We start from the raw sequence: 17,138 nt of genomic DNA on the forward strand, positions 1-17,138 counted from the left end.
AACTTGGCATTACTCGCTGAATAAGCTGAGTTAAACGCATAACGAAAAAAGCACCTTAGGGTGCTTTTTTATGTTCAGGCTTTCTGTCTTTCAAGGCATTAGAGCATATCGCTAATTGCTCCTGCACTACTTCCACTGACTTCTCTCCCTGTAAAAAAATATGGCTGCACAGTAAGTTCAGTTTAGCTAATGGTTATTATCATCTAAGTATTTATAAGCTAGGGTATTTACAATATAGCTAATATTATTTTAAATAACATAAACAGATACTTAATTTTTTATTAGGCTTTTTTTGGCAGCAATATAATTTTACTCACTTTGTTTATCAACTTAGACTGAAATAATGTCGTGGCCAAAATTAAGTTATAAATAGCACAAGGGTTATTTAAATGAATGGTTTATATTTGTCTGCATTAGTGGTGTATTGTCAATGTTCTGTTAAATTTAAAGGGTTACCGATCAAAGTAAGCCAAATATTAGGAGAATTAAAATGGCATTTGAAGTTACCTTTGAATTGAAAGAGTCAGATTTAGAGTATTTTCGTGATGTGATGCGAGCAGCTAAATCAGAAGCAAAAAATTTAACTGAAGCAGAAATTTTAGCTAATGCAAAAAGCCTGAGTAAAGACATTCAAGTTGATGTGCCGCTATTTGTCAGTGAAAGAATTAAAAAATTAGCCACCTTAGTCGCTATGATTGAAGATTCGGAGTGGAAAATACCTGACCAAGAGCGGGCTGATGTATTAAGTGCTTTGGCTTATTTTAGTGATCCTGAGGATTTAGTGCCTGATCATATTCCGGTGTTAGGTTTTTTAGATGATGCCATCATGATTGAGCTAGTTGTTGATGAACTTAAAGATAACATCGAGGCTTTCTTAGAATTTTGTCACTACCGAAAGCGTGAAGAAGGTCGTCATAGCGATGAAACTATTACTCGAGATGAGTGGTTAGAGTCTAAGCGAAAAGAGTTGCACAGTAGAATGAGAAATCGTCGTGCTGGTCGCAGTAGTTCTCGTTCAGGTTTTCGTTCGGTTTTTTAACTGAAAACTGGTCAGTTTATTTGATTGAATTCAAGGTCTGAAAAAGCCGCAGTAAGTGGCTTTTTCAATTTCAACTTTCAACTTTCAACTTTTAACTTCTAATTTTTCAAGTTTTTTAAGATAGCTAGATGAATTAATGCGTTATAAACAACATTAAAATGAAAAAAGCGATAATAGTAGCGTTAAAAGCAAAGATATAACCAAAGCCTTTTAAGCCCTGTTTAATGGTGTAATTATTACTGCTTAAATACCAATACCAAATAGCGCTCATGAGTATAGGGACAAGAAAAAATAGTTGGATCATATTTACGCTATCTCCTGCGTTACTGTTTTTGATGGCTCGCGCCACGGTGCCACTTTTAATAGCATTAACATACCGGGTATCGCTAATGCCGTACATATAAAGTAAAAATTAGTCCAACCTATTTGTTCAACAATAACGCCCGTAGTGGCATTGGCAAATGTTCTTGGCAGTGCGGTTAATGCAGTAAATAATGCAAATTGTGTTGCTGCAAATGCTGGGTTAGTGGCTCGGGCAATAAAAGCGGTAAAGGCCGCTGTGCCAAGACCAACACCCAAATACTCAAAGCCCATAGCGAAAGCTAAAGCGTAGGTGTTGTGGCCAATTTCTGCGAGGGCTGCAAAACCTAGTATACTTATTATTTGCACAAAACCAAACAACCAAAGCGCACGATTAATACTTAATTTAATCATTACGATACCACCAACAGCCAAACCTATAGTCATAGCAATTAATGACGCTGTTTTAGCCACCACACCTATCTCAGTTTTAGTAAAACCTAAGTCGATAAAAAATGGCGTTTGTAAAGCCGTTGCCATACTGTCGCCGAGTTTATATAAAAACAAAAAAGCGAGAATTTGTAGCGCAGATTTTGTACCTTCTCTACTAATAAAGTCCTTAAACGGTAAAACAACGGCTTGCTGTAATGTTTTTGGTGCTTGGGCGGTGTTATTAAGCTCTTTGATTGAAAGGCTTAAGACAACGCCTATTAGCATAAACGCCGCGACAATAATAAATACGGCTTGCCAACTGATATGGTCAGAAAGAATAAAGGCCAACGAACCCGGCACTAAGCCAGAAAGCCGGTAAGCTTGTACGTGAATAGAGTTACCTAGGCCAAGTTCATGCTCAGGCAGTAATTCTCGACGATAGGCATCGAGTACAATATCTTGACTAGCACTAAAAAATGCCACAGCGGCTGCTAGGTAGGCAACATTCCAGATATTCATTACGGGGTCAACAAAACCAAAACCTGCAATAGAGAAGAGCAATAATACCTGGGTGAGTAACATCCAACTGCGGCGGCGTCCCAATACCGGTAATGAATATCGGTCCATTAATGGCGACCAAATGAATTTCCATACGTAGGGAATGCCGATTAAGGAAAATAAACCAATTTCAGTCAGGCTAACACCCTCTGAGCGTAACCAACCCGGCACCAGTTGATAAAGAATAAACAAAGGCAGACCGGAGCTAAAGCCAGTGAATATACAAATTAGCATGCGGCGATTGAGTATTGCTTGTTTAAAGGTCGGGGATTGCATTGCTCAAAGCCTAATGAATGCGAGAATATAATGTTGTAAGGCTATCAAAATGTATTAGTAAACAGAAGTTTAATATTTTGAAACAGGCAATTAGTTATTACTGCTTACCTGTGGATTTTTTTTAATCTTGTAATATTAAGGTATTGGGCGCCAACCTATGCAATCAATAGGATAACTGCCCGTTCCAGAGAAAAACTCTAAACAGGTGGATATCTCACTTTTAAAGTATAAATCACGTTCAAGGTCATTAGCGCTGTGCAAACTAAGTTCATGCATTATATGCCAAAATACACGTTCTCTAGCATTATTGGGCGTTTCGTCACTCACCTGAAGTAAAGTCCATTCTGCCATGGTGTTTTCGACAAATTTATCAAGCTCAGTGTAGTGTAGAGAATGATTAATAACAGCGGTAATATAGGCCCTAATTTGTGTGATTTTTTCATTGATAAACTGCTCAATTATCATGATGTTCCTTTTTCGAAATCTAGCTAATAAGCTAGCTTAGCTCTGGTATGAAATTCTGCTATATACTCGGGTATATAAGAGTGTTGCTCGCCTTGTAATATTTTTTGATGCTGTTTAGTTATCGTAGATAAAATTCAAATTGTCAACGTTGATCTGTTGTTCAATGGTGGCTTATGGGGGGTGTTAAAAGGCGATGTAGTAACCAAAAGACTATTTGAAAAGTGTGTTTTATATCAAGGTAATGTTATTCATCATCTATTTTATTATTAAGAGGGCGTTGATAAAAACCAATCAGCCCAGTATATAATGAATCAATTTCGGATAAGGGCTTTAGATAGCAGGCAATAAAATGGCCTTGATTAACATGATAGGTTCAATAGGCACATCTTCCCAGCCCATTTCGCCATTATAATCTGTTTTCACTAAGGCCATAGCATCTACCACTGCTTGACCTTCCACGATGGCACCAAAAACCGCATAACCCCAATGTCTGCCGGGGTCTAAACTGCTATTATCTGCCACGTTGAAAAAAAATTGTCTATTTGCGGTATGAGGACGGTTCTCTTTTGCCATGGCAATCGTGCCTATGACATTTTTTAAACCATTGCCTGACTCATTTATGATGGTGTTATCCACTTTTTTAAGTTCAAAGTTTTGGCTATAGCCTCCGCCTTGGACAATAAATTCAGGCACAATACGATGAAAAATAGTGTTGTTGTATTCGCCTCTAACCACATAAGTTAAAAAATTATCGACAGTAATGGGAGCGCGTATTCTATCAAGCTCTACAATAATGATACCCATTGAGGTTTCTAATTTAACTCGTGGGAATAAATTATCAGGATCAATGGCTAAATTTTTGGCACTACAGGTGAATGAAAGTAATAATAATATCACTGAAAAAATTTTCATTATGGCTCTCTCGACATTCGGTTATTAAGTTATTGTGCTATTGAATAAACTGCTGCAACTCTTCGCTTTGCACTATTTGGCTTAATAACTTTGTCAGTTGTTGGTTAAAGTCGCGCTCTAATACCGCAAGGTCTGCTTTTAGAGGGCCATTGCTGGTACCGGTAATTTTAAATGTTTTTGTTAAAGTGTTTTTGCCATTATTGACAATCACACGAAAACTCATTTGATTACTGGCGCTATATTTTAACAATTGTTGTTGTACACTGACCAAGGCATTGTCGATAATAACGTCCACTTGATTAACGGCTAGCGGCTGTATTTGTAGACCATTAGCTATTAATGCTGGGGTAAGTGCTGTAGATACAATATCAACTATGCGCTGTTGAGGTGAATATAACTGTGTGGCTTCGCCAGCACGTAAAATTTGCACGACATGGTTTGAGCGGCGCAAATCACTAAAGCGTAATTGCACTTGCTTTTGTTGGAAGGCATCACTGCTACCTACATTGATTTCAGGGCTGACAATAACCTGCTTTATTGGCGCACTACAGGCAAATAACAAGCTAGTAGCGCTTAAAAGTAGCAACTTTATTATACTTGATTTCATCTTATATCCTTTAGAATTAAAGTGACAAAATTAACGTTTTATTGCTGAAATAGTGACAAATTTTTCGTTGCTGGCAATCAACTTTTCATTGCCAAAAATACGTTGTAATTTTATATGATAACCCAATTGACGGTTGCCAATAATGCGTAACTCACCCCCTTTTTTCAATACCCGGTGGCTGTCTTTAAACATCTGCCACGCGATATGATCTGTGGTGGCGGTTTGTTGATGAAATGGCGGGTTACATAATACAAGATCAACACTGCCGCCCTCAACACTGGTTAAGCAATCGTTGACTAGAAAATGGCACTGTTCAATAGCTGAGGGTAAGTTTTCAGTCATATTTAATTTTGCTGATGCGATCGCCATGTAAGACTCATCGATAAAGTGCACTTGCGCTGCGGGCTGCTTTGATAATACCTGTAAGCCAATAACACCATTACCACAACCTAGGTCGATAACCTCAGTGTTTGCAGCAACATTGGGTAAATTTTCCATAAAATAACGCGCGCCAATATCGAGTTTTTCTCGAGCATAAACGTTGGCGTGATTATGTAGGGTGAAATCGGTGTTTTCTAATGGCCATGAGGTTGGAAAAACCGCCGATAATGCTTTGTCATTATCGAGTTGACTAAAAACTAGGCGGGCTTTTTTTACCGCTAATGATGTTGTTGTTGTGCCTAAGTAATTTTCAAACAATTTAAGTGTCGAACTGTGAATTTCCTTAGCGCGATCGCAGGCGATAAAAATAACATCTTTACTCAGCTGCTGTTTTATTTTGCTCAGTTGTTGGCAAAGTAGGCCTTTGCTTTTTGGAATTTTATAAAGCACGATGTTAATATCGCTAGGTAAATCATCTAGGCTGCTCAGCAGGGTGATATTTTCTTCTGATAAACCATTTTGTTCTAGATTAAGTTCAATACCTTGATGACTTAAAAATGAGTCACTAACACAATACAACTGCTGCTCAGTTAAGTTGCAGCTTATAGCGCCAAAACTATCATTGAAAATAAGAATGTTTTGTTTTGAGCTAGTTAATAGTTGTTGCTCTACGTAACTAATTATATATTCATCAGCGGCGTCCCATGCTTGCAAGCTTCGATTGACTTGGCCGGTTGGAAAACGATCGAGAAAAAGGTTTTTGTCATTGAGAATAAAAGGGCTGATCATAGTGATAAATACTTGGTTGGCGTTACTGATATTGTGACAAAATTTATCACTACGAGCTAGTTAATTGCGGATTTTATCGAGATAATAGCGTTAAATAAGACAAACTCATCATTAAAACATCATAAGGAAGCTATTGGTTTGAAAATACTATCTCCTGATGCTGATATAGATTATATCGAAAACTTTTATGCTGCAGATAAAGCACAACTGTTTTTTCACCAACTTGAGCAAAAGTTAGCTTGGCGCCATGATGATATTAAAATGTTTGGCAAAGTGATGAAAATACCAAGATTACAAGCTTGGTATGGTGATAATAATCTCAGTTACCGTTATTCAAATATGACCTTGATAGCCCAACCTTGGACAGAAAGTTTACGGGCACTGAAAGCAAAAGTTAGCGACTATTGTGACCATGAGTTTAATGCGGTATTAGCAAATTTATACCGTAATCAAGATGACAGTGTCGGCTGGCATAGTGATGATGAGCCTGAATTAGGTCTAATGCCAACTATCGCTTCGTTATCTTTTGGCGCAGAACGTGAATTTCAACTTAAACATATTATCACTAAAGAAAAAATAAACATTATGCTTAGGCCGGGTAGCTTACTGATTATGCGAGGAAATACACAAAAATACTGGCAACACTGCCTACCTAAAAGAAGTAAAGAAATAGCGCCACGCATCAACCTGACCTTTCGAAAGATATGTCTCTAAGGTTTATTTTGGCAATTTTCAAAAAACTTAACTAGTAAGAATAATAGTTAAAATAACGCTGTCAGTCGCCTAGATAGATGGCATAATTATCAGTAACGACTAAAATTAAAACTGATCCATTAGCCGATCAACCTTAGGGAAAATATTATGACAATCGAAGCTATTATTGAAGAAAAACTACTTGCTGCTTTTTCACCCCTTCATCTCGATGTAATTAATGAAAGTCATATGCATAATGTTGCACCGGGTAGCGAGTCGCACTTTAAAGTGATTATTGTTTCAGATGAATTTGAAGGCGAACGTTTGATTAAGCGCCATCGCGCCATTAACACATTATTAGCGACAGAGCTTGCAGATAAAATACATGCACTAGCCCTACATACTTATACTGAACAAGAGTGGAAAAACTATTACGCTGAGAACACACCTTTATCACCTAAATGCTTAGGCGGTAGCAAAAAAACAGGATAAATTATCCGTATATCGCTGTTAAATAACTCGCTATTATATTTTGCACCGTTAATGTCATATTAGCGGTGTTTTTATGTACAGGATGTACGGTATGCAGCGGTCACATGGATGTGAAAGAGCAGCGATGTACAGGACTTAGGGTATGCAGCGGTCACATGGATGTGAAAGAGCAGCGATGTACAGGACTTAGGGTATGCAGCGATCACATCGCAGTTCCTAGCCATCTAGGTAATCGCTCTATTGAGTGGTTTATAGCTATGTCAGGCTATGGCTCCACGGCATTAGTAGAACCATGAATGTCGATATTAAAGATCTTTGCTGTGTAAGCTATACAATGAGTAGCTTCCGAATTTTATCAGGCCGCAGACTAGTATTAATCATCAATATGTCATGAGCCAGGCACTGGCTTAGCGTTTTTAGTTAGCCAACAAGCTTTTGCTGCTTTGCCTGTTGATTTGCATAGTATTATTGAAGTGGCTGTTAATGCGGTAAATGAATCAACCTTAGCAGAAGCCCGTAAAAATATGGCATTAAAAGCCCTGATTAAAGCGCATAATGTGCAATTACGTCAAATGCCTGCTGAAGTTATGTTAGCATTAAAATAGCATAAGAACGCCTTGATTAAAGAACAGGTTAAAGCAGATAAATATTTTGCCCGCGTATGGCAGTCATACAGTGAATTTTTAGCATCTATGCGAGCGTATAATAAATTAACCTTGCAAAATTATGATCAAAATCGTTGATTTTTTAACAATGTTGTCAGTTTTTGTCGAATATTATCGTTGGTTGTAGTCAAGTATTGTCTAGCATGACTGAGTTTCACCACTGGTCGCATCTCTTAAGAGGTCAAGCCAGAGTAAACTAGTCGGCAAATTGTTTGTAGACAGTAAATTAAGCTTAATTAATTTTAATTAAGCATTTTTCAAACTCAAATTGTTACTTTGAATAACCCCGTATCACGATACTACTTGGTGTTGTATGTTATTGGGATTTTGAAGTGACACTAAGAAGGTATAGTTATGGTTATTAAGCCAAAAATTCGTGGTTTTATTTGTACTAATGCCCATCCTGCCGGTTGTGCAGCGCATGTTAATGAGCAAATTGCTTATGTAAAAAGTCAGCCTCAAGCCGATGATAAGCCTAAGAACGTATTAGTTATTGGTGCATCAACAGGTTACGGCTTGTCATCTCGAATCACAGCGGCTTTTGGTAATGACGCTAAAACATTAGGTATTTTCTTTGAAAAGCCACCAACAGAAAGAAAAACCGCATCAGCGGGTTGGTATAATACGGCTGCTTTTCAAGCGGCGGCTGATCAAGCAGGCCTGTGGTCAAAAAATATCAATGGCGATGCTTTTTCTCATGAAATTAAAGCAAAAGCTATTGCCGCTATAAAAGCAGAATTAGGTGAAATTGACCTGATTGTATACAGCTTAGCGTCGCCACGTCGTACGGATCCGGATACGGGTGAAGTCTATTCATCAGCACTTAAACCTATTGGTCAAAGTGTTACGACGAAAAACTTAAATACCTCTAAACGTACGATTGATACAATGTCAGTGGATGCGGCTACAGAAGCAGAAATTCAAGGCACTATCGACGTTATGGGTGGCGCTGATTGGGAGCTTTGGATTAAGGCTCTCGGCGATGCGGGTGTACTGGCTAATGGTTTTAAAACCGTTGCTTATACCTATATTGGTAAAGAATTAACTTGGCCAATATACGGACATGCTACTATTGGTCGTGCAAAAGAAGATTTAGATCGCGCGTCAACAGCAATAAAAGCGACAACAGCTAATATTAAGGGCGAAGCTTATGTTACGTCACTTAATGCCGTGGTAACACAAGCCAGTTCGGCAATTCCTATTATGCCATTATATATTTCAGCCATGTTTAAAGTGATGAAAGCTGATGGCACTTACGAAGGTTGTATTGAGCAAATTCAAGGCTTGTTTAGAGAAAATATATACGGCAAAAAACCTATTATTGATGAAGCTGGGCGTTTGCGTCAAAATAACAAAGAACTTGAAGACAGCGTGCAAAAACGTGTCACTGATATTTGGAATACGGTTGATAGCGACACTATCGATGAGTTAACCGATTACCTTGGTTATCATCAAGAGTTTTTGAAGTTATTTGGTTTTGACTTAACTGGCGTCGATTATAACGCAGATATTAATCCAGAATTGGCGATCAATAACTTATTGTAACTTGTTGCAAATTACATGAGATTTAATGCTGAAAGTCATACAGGCTAGTGCATGATAAATGAGTAACCTAATCTCTGTGATTAAAAAAACCGACAATTTGTCGGTTTTTTTATGTCGATTAGGCGTTATTTATGCTTTATAATTTTGCTTGTTTAGCACTTTATTGCAGAGAATAATGAGTCAATTTTTAACTGGAATTGATGCTGTATCGTAGTAAATTTCTACTAAAAAATGATATTTCGTTCTAATATTAGCCGAATTAGAGATTATTCGACTAAATTGTTATTTTTTGTGCTGCTTAAGATAGAATCAAAATGTGGTTTTGTGCTAGAATCGCGCCAGAAATTTTAACTAGAGCCAGTGAACCTTGATTTATCAAAAATAAATTAAGACTTTGCTGAAATACACTGAAATCAGTCGTTTTGTTAATTGTCTGCGCTCATTGTTGTGATGTTTTGCAACAGAAAGTGCGGTTAAATAGCTCAAAAATTGATTTTGATTACTCCCATCAAAAGTAGTGCAAGTGTTTATGATTACAATAAAAAAAGGTCTGGATGTTCCTGTAGTAGGTACCCCCCAGCAGGTAATCCATGATGGTCCGTCCATCAAAACTGTTGCAACATTAGGTGAAGAGTTCGTGGGTATGCGCCCAACCATGTTTGTTAAGGTTGGAGAAAGCGTTAAAAAAGGTCAGGCACTTTTTGAAGATAAAAAGAATCCTGGCGTTAAATTCACAGCTCAAGCTTCAGGTGTTGTTAAAGAAATTAATCGTGGCGAAAAGCGCGTATTGCAATCAGTTGTCATCGAAATTGGTGGCAATGAGCAAGAAACGTTTACTTGTTATGCAGCTAACGAACTCAACTCTATTGCACGTGAAGATGTTGTTGCAAACCTAGTTAACTCAGGTTTGTGGACGGCATTACGTACACGTCCATTTAGTAAAGTTCCTGCGGTAGATGCGAAGCCTGTTGCCATATTTGTTAGCGCTATGGATACTAATCCATTGGCCGCCAATCCAGCACTCATTATTGCTGAGCAAAGTGCCGCATTTGCCAACGGTTTAACTGTGCTTGCGCGCTTAACTGACGGTGAAGTTTTTGTCAGCAAAGCGCCAGGTAGTGATATTGCGGTTAATTCATCTGCTATTGTCAATGAATTTGCTGGAAAACATCCTGCGGGTCTAGTTGGCACACATATGCATTTCTTGAAGCCTGTTAGTGCTGATAAAGTTGCATGGCATGCTGGCTATCAAGATGTAATCGCGATTGGTAACTTGTTTACTTCTGGTGAGTTAGATAGCAGTCGTATTATTTCTTTAGCCGGTCCTGCTGCAAAGAACCCTCGCTTGGTTCGTACCGTATTAGGTGCAAATGTTGCAGAAATTATTGCTAATGAAACACTTGATGGTGAGTTACGTGTCGTTTCGGGTTCATTGTTATTAGGCGCAATTGCCTCAGGCGTTAAAGGTTACTTAGGTCGCTATCACACGCAAATCTGTCTGATCCTTGAAGGTAGAGAAAAAGAGTTTATTGGTTATATGTACCCGGGACCTAATAAATTCTCAGTAACGCGTGCGTACATGTCACACTTCTTCCCTAAGAAGTTGTTCAACATGACGACTACAACCAATGGCAGTTCTCGAGCTATGGTGCCTATTGGTAATTTCGAACGTGTTATGCCGTTAGATATTTTACCGACATTGTTATTGCGTGATTTATGTGCCGGTGATACCGACAGAGCGCAACAGCTTGGTGCTTTAGAGCTTGATGAAGAAGATTTAGCCTTGTGTACGTTTGTTTGCCCAGGCAAAACAGATTACGGCGTGATCCTTCGTGATTGCCTAACCACAATTGAGAAGGAAGGTTAGTCATGGGCTTGAAAAAGTTTATTGAAGATATTGAACCGCAATTTGAAAAAGGCGGTAAATTTGAAACTTGGTATGCGCTTTACGAAGCGGTCGCAACAGGGCTATTTACGCCTGGCCAAGTGAACAAAGGTCAAACTCACATTCGTGACAGTATGGATCTTAAACGTATTATGATCACAGTATGGCTGGCGGTTTTCCCTGCTATGTTCTGGGGTATGTACAACATTGGTTTCCAAGCGGCTGACGCATTAGCGGCCGGTTACGCTTTACCTGATAATTGGCAAGTAGGTTTGTTTGAAATGCTGGGCGGTAGCTTATCTGTAGAATCTGGTTGGTTCAGCATGATGTGTTACGGCGCTGTGTTCTTCTTACCTATTTATGCCACAGTATTTGTTGTCGGTGGTTTTTGGGAAGTGTTGTTCGCCTCAGTGCGCAAACATGAAGTTAACGAAGGTTTCTTTGTTAGTTCAGTGCTTTTCGCTTTGATCTTACCGGCAACTATTCCACTATGGCAAGCCGCCATAGGTATTACTTTTGGTATTGTTATTGCCAAAGAAATATTTGGTGGTACAGGTAAAAACTTCTTAAATCCAGCATTAGCCGGTCGTGCATTTTTATACTTTGCTTATCCAACGGATATCTCTGGTGGCTCTGTGTGGGTTGCTGTTGATGGTTACTCGGGAGCAACAACGCTAAGTGCAGCAAGCCAAGGGCTAAACGATTATACCATTGGTACTGATTGGTGGAATGCTTTCTTAGGCTATATCCCAGGCTCTGTTGGCGAGGTTTCCACGGTAATGGTTCTGCTTGGTGGTGCTTATATACTTTATAAAGGTATTGCCTCATGGCGCATCGTCTTAGGTGTGTTTACCGGTATGGTGTTAACGTCAATGCTATTTAATAGCATCGGTAGTGATACCAATGCTATGTTTGCTATGCCTTGGTATTGGCACCTTGTCAGTGGTGGTTTTGCTTTTGGTATGATGTTTATGGCAACAGACCCAGTAACCGCTGCATTTACCAATAAAGGTAAATATTGGTACGGGGCAATGATTGGTCTGATGGTGGTACTGATACGTGTGGTTAACCCAGCATTCCCAGAAGGTATTATGTTAGCTATTTTATTCGCTAACTTGTTTGCTCCACTACTTGATTATTTTATGGCTCAAGAAAATATCAAACGGAGGCTTGCTCGTAATGTCTGATACTAAAAAGAAAGAAACTTTCGGCGGAACTGTTGGTTTCGTATTTATAATTTGTTTAGTTTGTGCTGCCCTAGTATCGATTGCTGCAGTTGGTTTAAAACCCTTACAAACCGCCAATAAATTGCTTGATAAGCAAACTAAGATCCTTGAAGCATCTGGTTTATTAGCGATAGCGCTTAAAGCAGAAAATATTAAAGCTTTGGGTGGTGAATCTGAAAGTATTGTTGATACGTATGAAAAGTATGTTGATGCCAAGATGATTAGCTTAGCAACAGGTAAAGTCATTGAAGGTAATGTTAAAACCTTTGATGAACGTGCTGATGCGCGTGATATCAGTAAAAGCTCAATACCTGAAAATGATATCGCGGGTATAAATCGTCAAGCTGATCATGCCGTAGTTTATTTGATTAAAGATGAACAAGGTAAGGTATCAACGATAGTATTGCCTATTGTTGGCTCTGGCTTATGGGATCTAATGTACGGCTTTATTGGTTTAGAGTCTGATTTAAATACCGTTAAAAGCCTTATCTACTCTGAGCTAAAAGAAACGCCGGGCTTAGGTGCTGAAGTACTTAACCCTAAATGGAAAGCTTTGTGGCCAGGTAAGGAAATGTTTGACGAACAAGGCAACATAGCGATTCAAATTGTTAAAGGTGGTGCTAAAGCTGGCAATATTCACGGCGTAGATGCCTTGTCTGGTGCTACCTTGACCAGTAATGGTGTTGAGAATACATTGCATTTTTGGTTAGGCAAAGAGGGCTATGGTCCATTTATTACTAACTACCGCGCTGGAGGATTGAACTAATGGCTACTGATACTAAAAAAGTATTATTTGGACCTGTTATTGATAATAACCCGATCGCCTTGCAAGTGCTGGGTGTTTGTTCTGCACTGGCAGTTACAAGCTCATTAGCGAATGCGTTGGTTATGACGCTTGCCGTCATGCTAGTAACAGGCTTTTCAAATTTATTTATTTCACTGATTCGTCATCAAATACCATCCAGTGTTCGTATCATAGTACAGATGGTGATTATTGCTTCACTGGTTATTTTGGTTGACCAAGTGTTAAAAGCGTTTTCTTATCAGCTATCAAAAGAGTTGTCGGTATTTATCGGACTGATCATTACTAACTGTATTGTGATGGGCCGTGCTGAAGCTTTTGCGATGAAAGAAAAGCCAGGGGTTAGCTTTTTAGATGGTATCGGTAATGGTTTAGGTTACGGTGCAGTGTTGATGGTTGTTGCTTTTTTCCGTGAACTATTTGGTTTTGGTGAACTATTTGGTTATGAAGTGTTTACTTTGGTGCAAAACAACGGTTGGTACCAAGGTAATGGCTTATTAGTTTTACCCTTTAGCTCATTCTTCATTATCGGTTTAATTATCTGGGCAATTCGCCAGTTCAGGCCAGAACAAGTAGAGAAGGATTAAGTCGTTATGGAACATTATTTAAGTATATTTGTTAAGGCTATATTTATTGAAAATTTGGCATTAACCTTCTTCCTCGGTATGTGTACATTCTTAGCGGTTTCTAAGAATGTTAGCACGGCGATAGGTCTAGGTGTTGCAGTTGTTGTAGTATTAGGCATCGCAGTACCTGTTAACCAAATCATTTATCAAGCGATTTTAGCGCCAGGTGCGTTAGATAGCGTCATGGGTGTTACCGAGGCAAAAGACTCTATAGATTTAAGCTTTTTGTCTTTTATTACCTTTATTGGTGTGATTGCGGCTTTAGTGCAAATTCTTGAAATGGTATTAGATAAATACTTTCCTGCGCTATACCAAGCGCTGGGTGTTTTCTTACCCTTGATTACTGTTAACTGTGCCATCTTTGGTGGTGTGTCGTTTATGGTAGCGAAAAACTTAACCTTAGGTGAAAGTGTTGTTTACGGCATTGGCTCAGGTGTTGGTTGGATGTTAGCAATAGTATTAATGGCGGGTATTCGTGAAAAGATGAAATACTCGGACGTACCTGATGGCTTAAAAGGTCTAGGTATTACGTTTATTTCTGCAGGACTGATGGCCTTTGGCTTTCTTTCTTTCGGTGGTATTTCACTTTAGGTTTATGTTGGTTTTAGCGAACACTTACTTGCGAGTAAATGACTTAGCTAAAACCCTTAGAGAAAATTAAAGGAAAGTCGATGGAAATTATTATTCTCGGCGTATCGATGTTCACTGTGATAGTGCTAGCCTTAGTAGTGGTGATTTTACTTGCCAAATCTAAGTTAGTTTCTTCAGGTGACGTTACGATTAGCATTAATGGTGACCCAGAAAAGTCGGTAGTAACTCCGGCTGGTGGTAAGCTTTTAGGCGCACTTGCTGACCAAGGTATTTTTATACCTTCAGCTTGTGGTGGCGGTGGTACTTGTGGCCAGTGTCGTGTAGAAATACATTCAGGTGGTGGTGATCTGCTACCCACTGAATCAGGCCATATTAATAAGCGTGAAGCAAAAGAAGGTTGTCGTTTAGCCTGTCAAGTGGCTGTTAAGCAAGATATGGATATTGTGCTTGAAGATGAAATCTTTGGTGTTCAGCAATGGGAATGTGAAGTTATCTCTAACGATAACCAAGCAACTTTTATTAAAGAACTTAAGTTACAAATTCCAAATGGTGAGTCTGTACCTTTCCGCGCGGGTGGTTATATTCAAATTGAAGCACCTGTTCACCACGTAAAATACAGCGATTTTGATATCGATGAACAATACAAAGGTGACTGGAATCATTTTGGCTTTTTTGATGTAGAATCAAAAGTTGATGAGCCGACGTTACGTGCTTATTCAATGGCGAACTATCCAGAAGAAGAAGGCATTATCATGCTGAACGTGCGTATTGCTACGCCACCTCCAGGGCGTTTACATTTGCCAGCAGGTAAAATGTCGTCTTATATCTTCAGCTTAAAAGCGGGCGATAAAGTGACTATTTCAGGTCCATTTGGTGAGTTCTTTGCCAAAGAAGGCGAAAGTGAAATGGTCTTTATTGGCGGTGGTGCAGGTATGGCGCCTATGCGTTCACATATCTTCGATCAACTTAAACGTTTACATACTAAACGTAAAATATCGTTTTGGTATGGTGCTCGTTCTAAGCGTGAAATGTTCTATGAAGATGATTATAACGGCCTTGCAGCTGAAAATGACAACTTCATTTGGCATGTGGCGTTATCTGATCCACAACCCGAAGATAACTGGGATGGCATGACAGGTTTTATTCATAACGTATTACATGAAAACTACTTGAAAGACCATGAAGCGCCAGAAGATTGTGAGTACTACATGTGTGGTCCTCCAATGATGAACGCTGCAGTTATTCATATGTTGAAAGATCTGGGTGTTGAAGATGAAAACATCATGTTAGATGATTTCGGTGGCTAATTAAGCTCGCGAATTCATTAAGTGAAAAGGCGGCCTAGGTCGCCTTTTTAATACCTATTAGCTTTTAACTTTATCACTGAATTTATTTAGCTAAAACAAGCGGTATTTTTTATCAATGACGCAGCTTGCTTTAGCTAAATAAACTTTTATTAAGGATATTGTGATGCAATATATTTTTAACCTAACCAAGCACAAATTAGCCGCTAAATTATGGCTAATAACAACCATGCTAGTTGTGTTAGGCGGCTGTTCACCCAGTAATGACCTTGCTCGTCAAGAATATTTGCTGCAAGGCAATACGATGGGCACCACCTATAATATTAAACTGGTGGGTCAGAACATAGACGCAGTTAAAATCCAGCAAGGTATTGATAAACAGTTAAAACAACTCAATCAGGAAATGTCGACTTATATTACAGATTCTGAATTATCAACATTTAATCAATCAAAGTCACTTTCGCCAGTTAATATCTCTGCAGGTTTAGCTCGGGTAATTAAAGAAGCTATGCGCTTAGGAGAGCTAAGTAATGGTGCGCTTGATGTAACGGTAGGACCATTAGTTAACTTATGGGGTTTCGGGCCAGAATATCGTCCTGAAACCATACCAAATAATGAATTATTAACGGCCACCAAAGCGCGAGTGGGTTTAGATAAGTTAGCATTTAAAAACGGCATGTTAAGTAAAAGTATTCCCGATCTTTATGTTGATTTGTCAACCATTGCCAAAGGTTATGGCGTTGATTTAGTCGCTGAGTTCGTCGAGGCTAATGGCATCAATAATTACCTTGTTGAAATTGGTGGAGAGATGCGTCTTAAAGGTTTTAAACATACCGGTGAACTTTGGCATGTTGCGATTGAAAAGCCTTTAAGTACTGAACGTGCTGTTCATCAAATTATTGTGCCAAAAGATAACGCGGTTGCTACATCAGGTGACTACCGCATTTATTTTGAAGCTGAAGGCCAACGATTTTCGCATATCATAGACCCAAAAACTGGCAAGCCGATTAATCATAAACTGGTTTCTGTGACGGTAATTCATCCATCATCGATGACTGCTGACGGTTTATCTACGGCCATGATGGTGATGGGTGAAGAAAAAGCGCTGGCGTTTGCAGAGGCTAATGATCTTGCGGTTTACATTATTGAGAAAACTGATCATGGCTTTGTCGAGCAAAGCACGGTAAAATTCATGCAGTACCTCAAGTAGGTTTGCAGGGGTTTATTTACGTTACTGACGTTACTCTCGTTATTTAAAAGTTATTTTTATAATCAACTTATTAAAGTTTTATCAAATAGGTAGGCACTCATTATGGTTATTTTTTTAATCACCTTATGTTTTTTTCTCGTTATTGTTATGGCAATGGCAGTAGGTTATATATTTCAGAACAAAACACTTGCTGGTAGTTGTGGTGGTCTAGCGAACGTTGGTATTGATAAGTCATGCAACTGTGACGATCCTTGTGAAAAGCGCCAAGAACGTGATCGAGTTGCGGCATTAACCATTGGCGACATCAGCGTGAAAAATATTTAGGCTGTTGGGGTAAGTA

The 17,138-nt window shown here is 38.9% G+C and carries 19 protein-coding genes; 13 read left to right on the forward strand and 6 right to left on the reverse strand.

The window, feature by feature from the left end; genetic code table 11:
* Positions 1–490 precede the first annotated feature (490 nt).
* Complete coding sequence (locus H4J41_RS02080; RefSeq protein WP_182135108.1) at positions 491–1,039, forward strand: YkvA family protein; 549 nt, start codon at positions 491–493, stop codon at positions 1,037–1,039.
* A gap of 133 nt (positions 1,040–1,172) precedes the next feature.
* On the opposite strand, the gene H4J41_RS02085 is transcribed toward H4J41_RS02080, so the two are convergent.
* The 6 genes from H4J41_RS02085 to H4J41_RS02110 all read right to left on the reverse strand — a co-directional run bounded on the left by H4J41_RS02085 (position 1,173) and on the right by H4J41_RS02110 (position 5,759).
* Positions 1,173–1,343 (reverse strand): hypothetical protein, encoded by a 171-nt coding sequence (locus H4J41_RS02085; RefSeq protein WP_182135106.1) that lies wholly within the window; start codon positions 1,341–1,343, stop codon positions 1,173–1,175.
* Between the two features lie 2 nt (positions 1,344–1,345).
* Complete coding sequence (locus H4J41_RS02090) at positions 1,346–2,605, reverse strand: AmpG family muropeptide MFS transporter (RefSeq protein ID WP_182135104.1); 1,260 nt, start codon at positions 2,603–2,605, stop codon at positions 1,346–1,348.
* A gap of 135 nt (positions 2,606–2,740) precedes the next feature.
* Positions 2,741–3,070: a hypothetical protein gene (locus H4J41_RS02095; protein ID WP_182135103.1), complete on the reverse strand. Its 330-nt coding sequence runs from the start codon at positions 3,068–3,070 to the stop codon at positions 2,741–2,743.
* Positions 3,071–3,400: 330 nt separating this feature from the next.
* The gene (locus H4J41_RS02100; protein ID WP_182135101.1) at positions 3,401–3,982 is read right to left on the reverse strand and encodes a peptidylprolyl isomerase; all 582 of its coding nucleotides are present in this window, start codon (positions 3,980–3,982) and stop codon (positions 3,401–3,403) included.
* Between the two features lie 37 nt (positions 3,983–4,019).
* A complete protein-coding gene (locus tag H4J41_RS02105; protein WP_182135099.1) occupies positions 4,020–4,589 on the reverse strand; it encodes a YajG family lipoprotein in 570 nt (189 codons plus the stop codon).
* 30 nt (positions 4,590–4,619) lie between these two features.
* Positions 4,620–5,759, reverse strand: a complete 1,140-nt coding sequence (locus H4J41_RS02110; protein WP_182135098.1) for a methyltransferase — start codon at positions 5,757–5,759, stop codon at positions 4,620–4,622.
* A 138-nt stretch (positions 5,760–5,897) separates the two neighbouring features.
* Here H4J41_RS02110 and H4J41_RS02115 point away from each other — a divergent pair, with 138 nt between their 5' ends.
* The 12 genes from H4J41_RS02115 (at position 5,898) to nqrM (ending at position 17,122) form a co-directional block, all read left to right on the forward strand.
* Positions 5,898–6,473: an alpha-ketoglutarate-dependent dioxygenase AlkB gene (locus H4J41_RS02115; RefSeq protein WP_220460872.1), complete on the forward strand. Its 576-nt coding sequence runs from the start codon at positions 5,898–5,900 to the stop codon at positions 6,471–6,473.
* A 147-nt stretch (positions 6,474–6,620) separates the two neighbouring features.
* The gene (locus tag H4J41_RS02120; RefSeq protein WP_182135097.1) at positions 6,621–6,944 is read left to right on the forward strand and encodes a BolA family transcriptional regulator; all 324 of its coding nucleotides are present in this window, start codon (positions 6,621–6,623) and stop codon (positions 6,942–6,944) included.
* 383 nt (positions 6,945–7,327) lie between these two features.
* Positions 7,328–7,549 (forward strand): hypothetical protein, encoded by a 222-nt coding sequence (locus tag H4J41_RS02125; RefSeq protein ID WP_182135137.1) that lies wholly within the window; start codon positions 7,328–7,330, stop codon positions 7,547–7,549.
* A gap of 414 nt (positions 7,550–7,963) precedes the next feature.
* Positions 7,964–9,154: an enoyl-ACP reductase FabV gene (gene fabV, locus H4J41_RS02130; protein ID WP_182135095.1), complete on the forward strand. Its 1,191-nt coding sequence runs from the start codon at positions 7,964–7,966 to the stop codon at positions 9,152–9,154.
* Between the two features lie 529 nt (positions 9,155–9,683).
* Positions 9,684–11,021, forward strand: a complete 1,338-nt coding sequence (locus H4J41_RS02135) for a Na(+)-translocating NADH-quinone reductase subunit A (RefSeq protein ID WP_182135093.1) — start codon at positions 9,684–9,686, stop codon at positions 11,019–11,021.
* 2 nt (positions 11,022–11,023) lie between these two features.
* Positions 11,024–12,226: an NADH:ubiquinone reductase (Na(+)-transporting) subunit B gene (locus tag H4J41_RS02140; RefSeq protein ID WP_182135091.1), complete on the forward strand. Its 1,203-nt coding sequence runs from the start codon at positions 11,024–11,026 to the stop codon at positions 12,224–12,226.
* Positions 12,219–13,031: a Na(+)-translocating NADH-quinone reductase subunit C gene (locus tag H4J41_RS02145; RefSeq protein ID WP_182135089.1), complete on the forward strand. Its 813-nt coding sequence runs from the start codon at positions 12,219–12,221 to the stop codon at positions 13,029–13,031. The genes H4J41_RS02140 and H4J41_RS02145 overlap by 8 nt, the downstream gene beginning before the upstream one ends.
* Positions 13,031–13,654, forward strand: coding sequence for an NADH:ubiquinone reductase (Na(+)-transporting) subunit D (locus H4J41_RS02150; RefSeq protein WP_182135087.1), 624 nt, complete (start codon positions 13,031–13,033; stop codon positions 13,652–13,654). The genes H4J41_RS02145 and H4J41_RS02150 overlap by 1 nt, the downstream gene beginning before the upstream one ends.
* Before the next feature lie 6 nt (positions 13,655–13,660).
* A complete protein-coding gene (nqrE, locus tag H4J41_RS02155) occupies positions 13,661–14,284 on the forward strand; it encodes an NADH:ubiquinone reductase (Na(+)-transporting) subunit E (protein WP_182135085.1) in 624 nt (207 codons plus the stop codon).
* 80 nt (positions 14,285–14,364) lie between these two features.
* The gene (nqrF, locus tag H4J41_RS02160) at positions 14,365–15,591 is read left to right on the forward strand and encodes an NADH:ubiquinone reductase (Na(+)-transporting) subunit F (RefSeq protein ID WP_182135083.1); all 1,227 of its coding nucleotides are present in this window, start codon (positions 14,365–14,367) and stop codon (positions 15,589–15,591) included.
* A 163-nt stretch (positions 15,592–15,754) separates the two neighbouring features.
* Positions 15,755–16,798 (forward strand): FAD:protein FMN transferase, encoded by a 1,044-nt coding sequence (locus tag H4J41_RS02165; RefSeq protein ID WP_182135081.1) that lies wholly within the window; start codon positions 15,755–15,757, stop codon positions 16,796–16,798.
* A 102-nt stretch (positions 16,799–16,900) separates the two neighbouring features.
* Positions 16,901–17,122 carry a (Na+)-NQR maturation NqrM gene (gene nqrM / locus H4J41_RS02170; protein WP_182135079.1) on the forward strand — a complete coding sequence of 74 codons (222 nt, stop codon included), beginning with the start codon at positions 16,901–16,903 and terminating at the stop codon, positions 17,120–17,122.
* The last annotated feature ends 16 nt before the right edge of the window (positions 17,123–17,138 follow it).

It is taken from the genome of Colwellia sp. MB3u-45 (assembly GCF_014077005.1).
GTDB lineage: Bacteria > Pseudomonadota > Gammaproteobacteria > Enterobacterales > Alteromonadaceae > Cognaticolwellia.

Bases quoted from the DNA above. Each gene is read 5' to 3' on its own strand.
- H4J41_RS02080 (WP_182135108.1), top strand. From the start codon at position 491: ATGGCATTTGAAGTTACCTTTGAATTGAAAGAGTCAGATTTAGAGTAT.
- H4J41_RS02085 (WP_182135106.1), bottom strand. From the start codon at position 1,343: ATGATCCAACTATTTTTTCTTGTCCCTATACTCATGAGCGCTATTTGG.
- H4J41_RS02090 (WP_182135104.1), bottom strand. From the start codon at position 2,605: ATGCAATCCCCGACCTTTAAACAAGCAATACTCAATCGCCGCATGCTA.
- H4J41_RS02095 (WP_182135103.1), bottom strand. From the start codon at position 3,070: ATGATAATTGAGCAGTTTATCAATGAAAAAATCACACAAATTAGGGCC.
- H4J41_RS02100 (WP_182135101.1), bottom strand. From the start codon at position 3,982: ATGAAAATTTTTTCAGTGATATTATTATTACTTTCATTCACCTGTAGT.
- H4J41_RS02105 (WP_182135099.1), bottom strand. From the start codon at position 4,589: ATGAAATCAAGTATAATAAAGTTGCTACTTTTAAGCGCTACTAGCTTG.
- H4J41_RS02110 (WP_182135098.1), bottom strand. From the start codon at position 5,759: ATGATCAGCCCTTTTATTCTCAATGACAAAAACCTTTTTCTCGATCGT.
- H4J41_RS02120 (WP_182135097.1), top strand. From the start codon at position 6,621: ATGACAATCGAAGCTATTATTGAAGAAAAACTACTTGCTGCTTTTTCA.
- fabV (WP_182135095.1), top strand. From the start codon at position 7,964: ATGGTTATTAAGCCAAAAATTCGTGGTTTTATTTGTACTAATGCCCAT.
- H4J41_RS02135 (WP_182135093.1), top strand. From the start codon at position 9,684: ATGATTACAATAAAAAAAGGTCTGGATGTTCCTGTAGTAGGTACCCCC.
- H4J41_RS02140 (WP_182135091.1), top strand. From the start codon at position 11,024: ATGGGCTTGAAAAAGTTTATTGAAGATATTGAACCGCAATTTGAAAAA.
- H4J41_RS02145 (WP_182135089.1), top strand. From the start codon at position 12,219: ATGTCTGATACTAAAAAGAAAGAAACTTTCGGCGGAACTGTTGGTTTC.
- H4J41_RS02150 (WP_182135087.1), top strand. From the start codon at position 13,031: ATGGCTACTGATACTAAAAAAGTATTATTTGGACCTGTTATTGATAAT.
- nqrE (WP_182135085.1), top strand. From the start codon at position 13,661: ATGGAACATTATTTAAGTATATTTGTTAAGGCTATATTTATTGAAAAT.
- nqrF (WP_182135083.1), top strand. From the start codon at position 14,365: ATGGAAATTATTATTCTCGGCGTATCGATGTTCACTGTGATAGTGCTA.
- H4J41_RS02165 (WP_182135081.1), top strand. From the start codon at position 15,755: ATGCAATATATTTTTAACCTAACCAAGCACAAATTAGCCGCTAAATTA.
- nqrM (WP_182135079.1), top strand. From the start codon at position 16,901: ATGGTTATTTTTTTAATCACCTTATGTTTTTTTCTCGTTATTGTTATG.